The sequence below is a fragment of the Weissella sp. DD23 genome, from assembly GCF_001579105.1.
In the GTDB taxonomy this organism is placed as follows: Bacteria; Bacillota; Bacilli; order Lactobacillales; family Lactobacillaceae; genus Weissella; species Weissella cibaria.
On sequence record NZ_KQ970391.1, the window covers coordinates 280831 to 281463 of the forward strand.

The window sequence follows — 633 nt, forward strand, 5'->3', positions numbered from 1 at the left end:
AGCGAAGGATGCGTACGTTACGGATTACCAGCCAGATACGTACACGGTTGCGGCAGCTGATGCGGCAAAGGCAACGGTGGATGAAACGACGGGTGCGTTGACGTACACGACGATTAAGACACCAGCTGTAGCTGGTTACACACCAGATAAGACGACAGTATCGAATACAGCGGAAGCAGTATTGAATACTGAGACTGGTGAGTACAGCTACGCACCCGCTAAGTCAACGGTGACGTATACCGCAGATGCACAGAAGGTTGTCGTGAAGTTTAGTGATTTGACGACTGGACAACCGGTCGCCAAGCAAACGGATGTGACAATCGATGGTGTGACTGATGGCACGATTGACTTTAAGACGGCGCAAGACGTCGTTGATAAGTTGGTTAAGGCCGGCTACTACGTAGTCGCTGGACTACCAACTGATCCAGTGTTGTTTGACAATAAGGATAAGGAAGATCAGTCATTTACGGTAACGTTGCGTCACCAAGTTACAAACGAGACTGAGCCGTTGACGGCAACGTCAACAGTGACGTACGAAGGGGCTAACCCAGCGCCCGCAACGAACGTGGTTACGGTAACAGTGAACCACACGTATCAGATGGATAAGGTAACTAACACGCGAATTCAAGCAAC

Annotated in this window: 1 pseudogene; it reads left to right on the top strand. The window is 50.1% G+C overall.

Annotation, left to right across the window (positions count from 1 at the left end):
* A pseudogene (locus WEIDD23_RS13445) lies at window positions 1-633 on the top strand (hypothetical protein); the annotation flags it as partial.